Source organism: Mycobacterium sp., from assembly GCF_035653355.1.
Lineage (GTDB): Bacteria > Actinomycetota > Actinomycetes > Mycobacteriales > Mycobacteriaceae > Mycobacterium.
The window spans coordinates 1-8781 of record NZ_DASRBZ010000464.1 but is presented as its reverse complement, the minus strand read 5'-3'; the positions used below and the strand labels follow the sequence as shown (position 1 = coordinate 8781).

Genomic DNA, 8781 nt, shown 5'->3' with positions numbered 1-8781 from the left:
TCCCCGCCCCCGTGCACCTCCAACGTGGCACCGCTGATGTAGGCCGCCGCATCCGACGCCAGAAACGCTGCAGCCCAACCGATGTCCTCGGGTCTAGCCAGCCGGCCGAGCGGCACGTTCTTCGAAATCGCGGCGATCGATTCGGCGTCGCCGTAGAACAGATCGGCCTGTTCGGTCTTGACCATGCCGACCACGAGGGCATTCACCCTGACCTTCGGCGCCCATTCCACCGCCAGCGTCTGCGTAAGGCTTTCCATGCCCGCCTTGGCAGCTCCGTACGCGGCGGTGCCCGGCGTCGGCCTTCGGCCACTGACACTGCTGATGTTGATGATCGAGCCGCCGTGCAGTTGGTCTTGCATCTTGTCGTTGGAGTGCTGTGAAACGAACAACGCGCCAAGGAGATTCAGCTCGATGATCTTGCGGTTGAATTTCGAGCTGGAATCGGCGGTCAGCACGTACGGCGAGCCTCCGGCGTTGTTGACCACGACATCCAGCCGGCCGTGCCGGTCGACGATCGCGTCGATCATCGCTTTGACGGCGTCGTCGTCGCGGATGTCGCAGCTGTGAAACTCGTAGGGCGAGCCCTCGACCGCGCGGCGCGCGCACGTTACCACCATCGCACCCTGTTGAGCGAAGACCGCGCTGATTCCGGCGCCCACCCCCCGGACGCCGCCGGTCACCAGCACTACCCGCCCCGCCAGCCCAAAGTTGATCGCGGGGTCTCGTTCGGCGCCGGTCACTGTGCTAGCGTACCAAGCAAGTGCTTGCTCAGGTAGCCGACCCCAGGAAGTGCAATGCCGATCACGTCCACCGCCACCGAGCCGGGGATCGTCGCGGTCACCGTCGACTTTCCTCCGGTCAACGCCATTCCGTCGCGCGGCTGGTTCGAACTCGCCGACGCTGTGACGGCCGCCGGCCGCGAGCCGGACACCCACGTGGTGATCCTGCGGGCCGAGGGCCGCGGCTTCAACGCCGGGGTCGACATCAAGGAGATGCAGCGCACCGAGGGATTCACCGCACTGATCGACGCCAACCGCGGCTGCTTTGCGGCGTTCAAAGCGGTCTACGAATGCGCGGTGCCGGTGGTTGCCGCCGTGAACGGATTCTGTGTCGGCGGGGGCATCGGGCTGGTCGGAAACTCCGATGTCATTGTGGCCTCCGACGACGCGACGTTCGGGCTGCCGGAGGTAGAGCGGGGCGCGTTGGGCGCGGCGACCCACCTGTCGCGGCTGGTGCCGCAGCACATGATGCGCCGGCTGTTCTTCACCGCGGCCACCGTCGACGCCGCGACCTTGCACCACTTCGGTTCAGTGCACGAGGTGGTGCCTCGAGAGCAGTTGGATGAGGCCGCGTTACGGGTGGCCCGCGATATTGCCGCCAAGGACACCCGCGTTATCCGGGCCGCCAAAGAGGCCTTGAACTTCATCGACGTGCAGCGGGTCAACTCCAGTTACCGCATGGAGCAAGGCTTTACGTTCGAACTCAACCTCGCCGGGGTGTCCGATGAGCACCGCGACGCGTTTGCCGGCACGGCTAAGGCGGACAAGAAGTCATAGCCGCCGACAACGATGCAGAGCAAAGCGATGAGGAGGAGCGGCGCATAATGCCGGACAAGCGGACTACTATCGACGACGCTGTGGCTGAATTGCGCAGCGGGATGACCATCGGGATCGGCGGCTGGGGTTCCCGGCGCAAGCCGATGGCGTTCGTGCGGGCCATCTTGCGCACCGACGTGACCGACTTGACCGTGGTTACCTACGGGGGCCCCGACATCGGGCTGCTGTGTTCGGCCGGCAAGGTGCGCCGCGTCTACTACGGCTTCGTTTCGCTGGATTCGCCGCCGTTCTACGACCCGTGGTTCGCCAAAGCCCGCACCAGCGGTTCGATCGAAGCCCGCGAGATGGACGAGGGCATGCTGCGCTGCGGGCTGCAGGCGGCTGCACAGCGGCTGCCGTTCCTGCCGATTCGCGCCGGGCTGGGCAGCTCGGTCGTCGACTTCTGGGATGGCGAGCTGGCGACAGTGCGCTCGCCCTATCCCGCGCCGGGCGGTGGGTACGAGTCGTTGATCGCGATGCCGGCATTGCGGTTGGACGCCGCGTTCGTGCACCTCGATCTCGGTGACGCCCAAGGTAATGCGGCCTACACCGGCATCGACCCGTACTTCGACGACCTGTATCTGATGGCCGCGGAGAAACGCTTTATGTCGGTGGAGCGCGTGGTGACAACCGAGGAGCTGGTCAAGTCGGTGCCGCCGCAGGCACTGCTGGTGAACCGGATGATGGTCGACGGCGTCGTCGAGGCGCCGGGTGGTGCCCACTTCACCACAGCAGCGCCGGATTACGGCCGCGACGAAAAGTTTCAGCGGCATTATGTAGAAGCTGCCGCGAGTGAGGAAAGTTGGCGGGAGTTCGTGGCGACGTACTTGTCTGGCAGCGAATCCGACTATCAAGCGGCGGTACGCCGGTTTGGAGCATCCTCATGATCAGTCGAGCAGAAGTCTGTGTCATGGCGTGCGCCGAGCTGTTTCGCGACGCCGGCGAGATCCTGATCAGCCCGATGACGACCGTCGCGTCAATTGGAGCCCGGTTGGCTCGACTCACTTTCTCGCCCGACATCTTGCTGACCGACGGGGAGGCGCAGCTGCTGGCCGACACACCGGCCTTAGGGGCTTCCGGCGCGATCGAGGGTTGGATGCCATTTGGCCGTGTATTCGAGACACTGGCGTGGGGGCGGCGGCATGTGGTGATGGGCGCCAACCAGGTTGACCGCTACGGCAATCAGAACATCTCGGCGTTCGGGCCATTGCAGCAGCCGAAGCGGCAGATGTTCGGTGTGCGCGGCGCGCCCGGCAACACCATCAATCACGCCACCAGCTACTGGGTGGGCAACCATTCGCCGCGGGTGTTCTGTGAGGCCGTCGACGTGGTGTCCGGCATCGGCTACGACAAGATCGATCCGGACAATCCCGCATTCCGGTTCGTCAACGTCTATCGCGTGGTGTCGAACTTGGGCGTATTCGACTTCGGCGGTCCGGATCATCGGATGCGGGCGCTGAGCTTGCATCCGGGCGTCCGTCCCGACGACGTCCGTGAAGCCTCGTCGTTCGAGGTGTACGGGCTCGACGAGGCCGACGAAACCAGGCCGCCCTCCGACGACGAGTTGCGCCTGATCCGCGAAGTCCTCGACCCGAAGTCATTGCGCGATAAAGAGGTCAGATCATGAGGCTGCGCACACCGCTAACCCAGCTGGTCGGCGTCGAGCACCCCGTGGTGCAAACCGGGATGGGTTGGGTAGCCGGTGCTCGGCTGGTGTCGGCCACCGCCAACGGGGGCGGCCTGGGGATCTTGGCGTCGGCCACGATGACCCTTGACGAGTTAGCCACCGCGATCAGCAAGGTCAAAGCCGCCACCGACAAGCCGTTCGGCGTCAACATTCGCGCCGACGCCGCCGACGCCGGCGACCGGGTCGAGCTGATGATCCGCGAAGGCGTGAAGGTGGCGTCGTTCGCCCTGGCGCCTCGTCAGGAGCTGATCGCCCGGCTGAAAGAGGCTGGCGTTGCGGTGATCCCGTCGGTAGGTGCGGCCAAGCATGCCCGCAAGGTGGCCTCCTGGGGTGCCGACGCGGTGATCGTGCAGGGCGGCGAGGGCGGCGGGCATACCGGTCCGGTCGCGACCACCCTTCTGCTGCCGTCGGTGCTGGACGCCGTCGATATCCCGGTGATTGCCGCGGGCGGCTTCTTCGACGGTCGCGGGCTGGCAGCAGCGTTGTGTTACGGTGCGGCCGGCGTGGCGATGGGCACCCGGTTTCTACTCACGTCGGACTCGACGGTGCCCGACGCTGTCAAACGCCGGTATCTGGAAGCGGGGCTGGACGGCACCGTGGTCACCACCCGTGTCGACGGCATGCCGCACCGCGTGCTGCGAACCGAGCTGGTCGAGAAGTTGGAGGGCGGTTCGCGGGCAAGGGGCTTCACCGCCGCCGTTCGCAATGCCGGCAAGTTTAAGAAGATGTCGGGCATGACGTGGCTGTCGATGATCCGCGACGGGCTGGCGATGCGCCACGGCAAGGAGATGACTTGGTCGCAAGTCGTGATGGCGGCCAACACGCCAATGCTGTTGAAAGCCGGGCTGGTTGAGGGCAATACCGAAGCCGGCGTGCTGGCCTCCGGGCAGGTGGCAGGCATCCTGGAGGATCTGCCGTCGTGCGCGGAGTTGATCCAGACGATCGTGAGCGACGCGATCAAACAGCTGCAGGCGGCGTCCGCGCTAGTGGAGTAGCCACCGCGAGCGGGCACACTTGTACGGCAATTCCGGCGTGTCGGCGTACAGACACGCCCGCTCGCGGCAAATGCGGCTTACAGCCGTTCGATGATGGTGACGTTGGCCGTCCCGCCGCCCTCGCACATCGTCTGCAGCCCGTAGCGGCCGCCGGTGCGCTCCAGCTCGTTGAGCATCGTGGTGAACAGCTTTGCCCCGGTGGCGCCCAGCGGATGACCCAGCGCGATCGCGCCGCCGTTGGGGTTGACTTTTTCCGGGTCGGCCTTGATCTCCTTGAGCCAGGCCATCACGACGGGCGCGAACGCCTCGTTGATCTCGACGACGTCGATGTCGTCGATCGACAGCCCCGCCTTCTCCAAGGCATAGCGGGTGGCCGGAATCGGACCGGTCAGCATGAACACCGGATCGGCACCGCGCGCGCTGATGTGGTGGATGCGCGCCCGCGGCGTGAGCGTGTGGTCTTTGACCGCCTGCTCGGAGGCCAACAGCACGGCGCTGGCGCCGTCGGAGATCTGGCTGGCCAGCGCCGCGGTCAGCCGGCCGCCCTCACGCAGCGGCGCCAGCGCGGCCATCTTCTCCAGCGACGTCTCCCGCGGGCCTTCGTCGATGCGGAAGTCACCTACCGCGACGACCTCGTTGTCGAAGTGCCCGGCGCGTATTGCCGACAGCGCCCGCTGGTGGCTGGACAGCGCGTAGCGCTCCATTTCCTCACGCGACAGATTCCACCGCTCGGCGATCAGTTCCGCGCCGCGGAATTGCGATATCTCCTCGTCGCCGTAGCGGTGCTGCCAGCCCTTGGACTCCGCGGTGGGTGCGGTGAAGCCGAACTGCTTGCCAACTTCCATCGCCGCGGCGATCGGGATTTGGCTCATGTTCTGGATGCCGCCGGCCAAGATCAAATCCGCAGTCCTGGACATAATGGCTTGCGCCCCAAAGGAAATGGCCTGCTGGCTGGAGCCGCATTGGCGGTCGACGGTGACGCCGGGAACCTCTTCGGGGTAGCCCGCCGCCAGCCACGCCTGTCGGCCGATGTTGCCGGCCTGCCCGCCGATGGCGTCCACGCAGCCGACGATCACGTCGTCGATCGCGGCGGGGTCGACGTCGACGCGGTCGAACAGGCCGTGAAAAGCCGCTGCTCCCAAGTCGATTGGGTGTACACCGGCCAGTGACCCATTGCGCTTGCCGACCGCGGTACGCACGGCATCGACGACGTAAGCCTGGGAAACTTCAGCCATGTCAAACTCCTTCTCTATTCGCGGTGATTCCGCCTAAGACGATCGCGAGATACTGCTGGCCGACCTGTTCGGCGGTGAGCGGCCCACCGGGCTGATACCAGCGCACCGACACCCAGGTTGTGTCACGGATGAAGCGGTAGACCAGGTCGACGTCGAGGTCGGGCCGGAAATATCCCTCCTCGATTCCTTGGTGCAGCACGTCGACCCACATTTGGCGCTGCTTCTTATTGAGGTCCTCGATGTAGGAGAACCGCGGATGCGACGACAGCCGCTTGGCCTCGTCCTGGTAGATGACGACCTGGGCGTGCCGGTGCTCGATCGCGTCGAACGACGCCATGAACAGCCCCTTCAGCCGCTCCAGCGGGTTGGGCTTCGTGTCGATGATCTCCTGGTAACGGCTGAACAGCCAGTCCAAAAAGCCGCGCAGCACTTCGTCGACCATCTCTTCTTTGGAGGAGAAATGGTGATAGAGGCTGCCCGACAGGATTCCGGCGCCGTCGGCGATGTCGCGCACCGTGGTCGCGCGCAAACCGCGTTCGGCGAACATCGCCGCCGCCAGCTCCAGCAGTTCGTCGCGCCGATTCATGGATGCTGGCTCGATACCGAAATCACTTCTCCAGTCAAGTAACTGGAGTAGTCGCTGGCTAAAAACGCGATAGTGGCCGCCACCTCCCACGGTTCGGCGGCGCGGCCGAACGCCTCCTGGGCCGACAACCGGTCCAGCAGCTCCGGCGAGGAGGTCTTGTCCAGGAACTTGTGCCGGGCGATGCTTGGCGACACCGCGTTGATCCGCACCCCGTATTCGACGGCTTCGATTGCGCTGCACCGGGTCAACGCCATCACCCCGGCTTTGGCCGCCGCATAGTGCGCTTGCGAGTGCTGGGCCCGCCAGCCCAGCACGCTGGCGTTGTTGACGACCACCCCGCCGTGGTCGGCTTGACGGAAATAGCGCAGCGCTGCCCGAGTAGCCCGGAACACCGACGTCAGCGTGACGTCCAAGACCCGGTCCCATTCCTCGTCGGTCATGTCGACCACGGGGGTCTGCCCGCCGAGACCGGCGTTGTTGACGAGCACATCCATGCGGCCCATCCGCGCAGTGGTCGAGGCGATCAGGGCGTCGACCTGCACGCTGGAGGTGACGTCGCACAGCACATGCTCGACGCGGCCCAGTCCCAGCGCCGAAAGCTCCAGGGCCGTCTCACCGAGGCGTCGTTCGTGGTGATCGGAGACGACGACATCGGCACCCTCCATCAGCGCGCGCCGTGCGGTAGCCGATCCGATACCGGTGCCGGCCGCCGCAGTGACTACGACGACCTTACCGGTCAAAAGCCCATGCCCGGCAACTTCTTTCGGCGGGGCGGCAAGCGTCATCCTTTGACCTCTCGGGGCAGGCCGAGCACCCGCTCGGCGATGATGTTGCGCTGAATCTCGTTGGAGCCGCCGTAGATGGTGTCGGCCCGGGTGAACAGGTAGAGCCGCTGCCACTCGTCGAAGTCATCCTCGAGAACCATGCCGGCCTTGCCGCGCACCTCCATCGCGATCTCGCCGAGTTCGCGATGCCAGTTGGCCCACAACAACTTCGACACGTTGTCCTGTCCTGGCTGCTCGACATCCATGGTGGCCAAGGCATAGGAGCGCATCGCTCGCAGGCCCGCCCAGGAGTGGGTCAGGCGTTCCCGAATCAGCGGATCGTCAGCAGCGCCGGTGCGTTTGGCGAGTTCCACGACGCCGTTCAGCTCGCGCGCGTAGACAATCTGTTGGCCGAGTGTCGAAACGCCGCGCTCAAACGTCAGCGTTGCCATCGCGACCCGCCACCCGTCGCCAGGTGCACCGACCACCAGGTCGGCGTCGGTGCGGGCGTCGTCGAAGAACACCTCGTTGAACTCCGAGTCGCCGGTCAGCTGAACGATCGGGCGGATCTGCACCCCCGGCTGGTCGAGCGGAACCAGGAGATAAGACAGCCCGGCGTGGCGCTTGGAGCCCTTATCGGTGCGCGCCAACACGAAACACCACTGCGCCCAGTGCGCCAGCGACGTCCACACCTTCTGCCCGTTGATCACCCACTGGTCACCGTCGAGCACTGCGGTGGTGGACACGTTGGCCAGGTCGCTGCCCGCGCCGGGCTCCGAATAGCCCTGACACCACAGCTCCGTCACGTCGAGAATCTTCGGCAGGAACCGCTGCTGCTGCTCGGGCGTGCCGTAGGCGATCAGCGTGGGACCCAGCAGTTCTTCGCCGAAATGGTTGACCTTCGCGGGGGCGTCCGCGATCGCGTACTCCTCATAAAACGCGACCCGGTGCGCCACCGAAAGACCGCGACCGCCGTGCTCGACCGGCCAGCCCAGACAAGTCAGGCCCGCTTTCGCCAGATGCTGGTTCCAGGCCCGCCGCTCCTCGAACGCCTCGTGCTCGCGACCGGGCCCGCCGAGTCCTTTGAGCTTGGCGAATTCGCCGACCAGGTTCTCGGCGAGCCACTCGCGGACCTCAGCCCGGAACTCCTCGACGTCCTGCATCCCTGTAGGCTAACCTACCAAGCACTTGCTTTGTTAGTCAGCGTGGATTTCGCCGGCCGCAGCGGACACGTGCCGAGTAGAAAAATCCAGAGGAGCGTCGATGTCGAGCGATCCGCAGACAATTCCTGCGGTATTGGATCGCATCGCGCGCGAACTCGCCGACCATCCAGCGCTGGTCATACCCGATCGCGCGCTCACCTTCGGGCAGCTACGCGAGGAAGTGCGCCGGGCCGCGGCGGCGATGATCGGCCTCGGCGTTCGAGCCGGTCACCGGGTGGCGATCTGGTCACCGAATACCTGGCACTGGGTGGTCGCCGGCCTGGCCACGCACTACGCCGGTGCGACCGTGGTGCCGATCAACACCCGCTACACCCCCGCTGAGGCTGCCGACATCCTGGCGCGCACGGGGGCCCCGCTGCTGATCGGCATGGGCGAGTTCCTCGGCGCCGACAAGCTCGCTGCGCTCGATCGTGCCGCGCTGCCGGATTTGCGTCACATCGTGCGGGTGCCGGTGGACCGGAATGACGGCACCTGGGACGAGTTCATCGCAGGCGGCGTCGACCTCGAGGCCGCCGACGCCCGTGCGGCGGCGGTGCGCCCCGACGACGTCTCCGACATCCTGTTCACCTCAGGCACCACTGGGCGCAGCAAAGGCGTGCTGTGCGCACACCGGCAGTCGCTGGCCGGATCCGCGGCGTGGGCGGCCTGCGGCAAGATCACCAGCGACGACCGCTACCTGTGCATCAACCCGTTCTT

At 65.9% G+C, this 8781-nt stretch carries 10 protein-coding genes; 5 read left to right on the top strand and 5 right to left on the bottom strand.

All coding sequences use genetic code 11. The annotated features are described in order from the left end of the window. The coding region (locus tag VFA16_RS16030) for an SDR family oxidoreductase (RefSeq protein ID WP_324968770.1) at positions 1-740 on the bottom strand (740 nt) is incomplete at its 3' end. Positions 741-794: 54 nt separating this feature from the next. Here VFA16_RS16030 and echA20 point away from each other — a divergent pair. Genes echA20 through ipdC form a run of 4 tightly spaced genes read left to right on the top strand, consistent with a single transcriptional unit; the run spans position 795 to position 4277 of the window. Further along, a complete protein-coding gene (gene echA20 / locus VFA16_RS16025; protein WP_324968769.1) occupies positions 795-1556 on the top strand; it encodes a (7aS)-7a-methyl-1,5-dioxo-2,3,5,6,7,7a-hexahydro-1H-indene-carboxyl-CoA hydrolase in 762 nt (253 codons plus the stop codon). A 47-nt stretch (positions 1557-1603) separates the two neighbouring features. Continuing rightward, positions 1604-2482 carry a cholesterol ring-cleaving hydrolase subunit IpdA gene (ipdA, locus tag VFA16_RS16020; protein WP_324968768.1) on the top strand — a complete coding sequence of 293 codons (879 nt, stop codon included), beginning with the start codon at positions 1604-1606 and terminating at the stop codon, positions 2480-2482. Beyond that, positions 2479-3222, top strand: a complete 744-nt coding sequence (gene ipdB / locus VFA16_RS16015) for a cholesterol ring-cleaving hydrolase subunit IpdB (protein ID WP_324968767.1) — start codon at positions 2479-2481, stop codon at positions 3220-3222. The genes ipdA and ipdB overlap by 4 nt, the downstream gene beginning before the upstream one ends. Further along, entirely contained in the window at positions 3219-4277 is a 1059-nt protein-coding gene (ipdC, locus tag VFA16_RS16010) for a (3aS,4S,5R,7aS)-5-hydroxy-7a-methyl-1-oxo-octahydro-1H-indene-4-carboxyl-CoA dehydrogenase (protein ID WP_324968766.1), read from the top strand. The genes ipdB and ipdC overlap by 4 nt, the downstream gene beginning before the upstream one ends. A 77-nt stretch (positions 4278-4354) precedes the next feature. Here the strand turns inward: ipdC and fadA6 are convergent, their stop codons facing one another. The 4 genes from fadA6 to ipdE1 are packed head-to-tail and all read right to left on the bottom strand — an operon-like array spanning position 4355 to position 8025. Further along, a complete protein-coding gene (fadA6, locus tag VFA16_RS16005) occupies positions 4355-5512 on the bottom strand; it encodes a steroid 3-ketoacyl-CoA thiolase FadA6 (protein WP_324968765.1) in 1158 nt (385 codons plus the stop codon). 1 nt (position 5513) lies between these two features. Then, positions 5514-6098 (bottom strand): TetR family transcriptional regulator KstR2, encoded by a 585-nt coding sequence (kstR2, locus tag VFA16_RS16000; protein WP_324968764.1) that lies wholly within the window; start codon positions 6096-6098, stop codon positions 5514-5516. Then, the gene (ipdF, locus tag VFA16_RS15995; protein WP_324968763.1) at positions 6095-6883 is read right to left on the bottom strand and encodes a (5R,7aS)-5-hydroxy-7a-methyl-1-oxo-2,3,5,6,7,7a-hexahydro-1H-indene-carboxyl-CoA reductase; all 789 of its coding nucleotides are present in this window, start codon (positions 6881-6883) and stop codon (positions 6095-6097) included. Before ipdF ends, kstR2 begins: the two co-directional genes overlap by 4 nt. Then, complete coding sequence (ipdE1, locus tag VFA16_RS15990; RefSeq protein WP_324968762.1) at positions 6880-8025, bottom strand: acyl-CoA dehydrogenase IpdE1; 1146 nt, start codon at positions 8023-8025, stop codon at positions 6880-6882. The genes ipdF and ipdE1 overlap by 4 nt, the downstream gene beginning before the upstream one ends. 100 nt (positions 8026-8125) lie before the next feature. Between ipdE1 and VFA16_RS15985 the strand changes: the two genes are divergently transcribed. Then, on the top strand, positions 8126-8781 hold a 656-nt coding region (locus tag VFA16_RS15985), incomplete at its 3' end, for an AMP-binding protein (protein WP_324968761.1).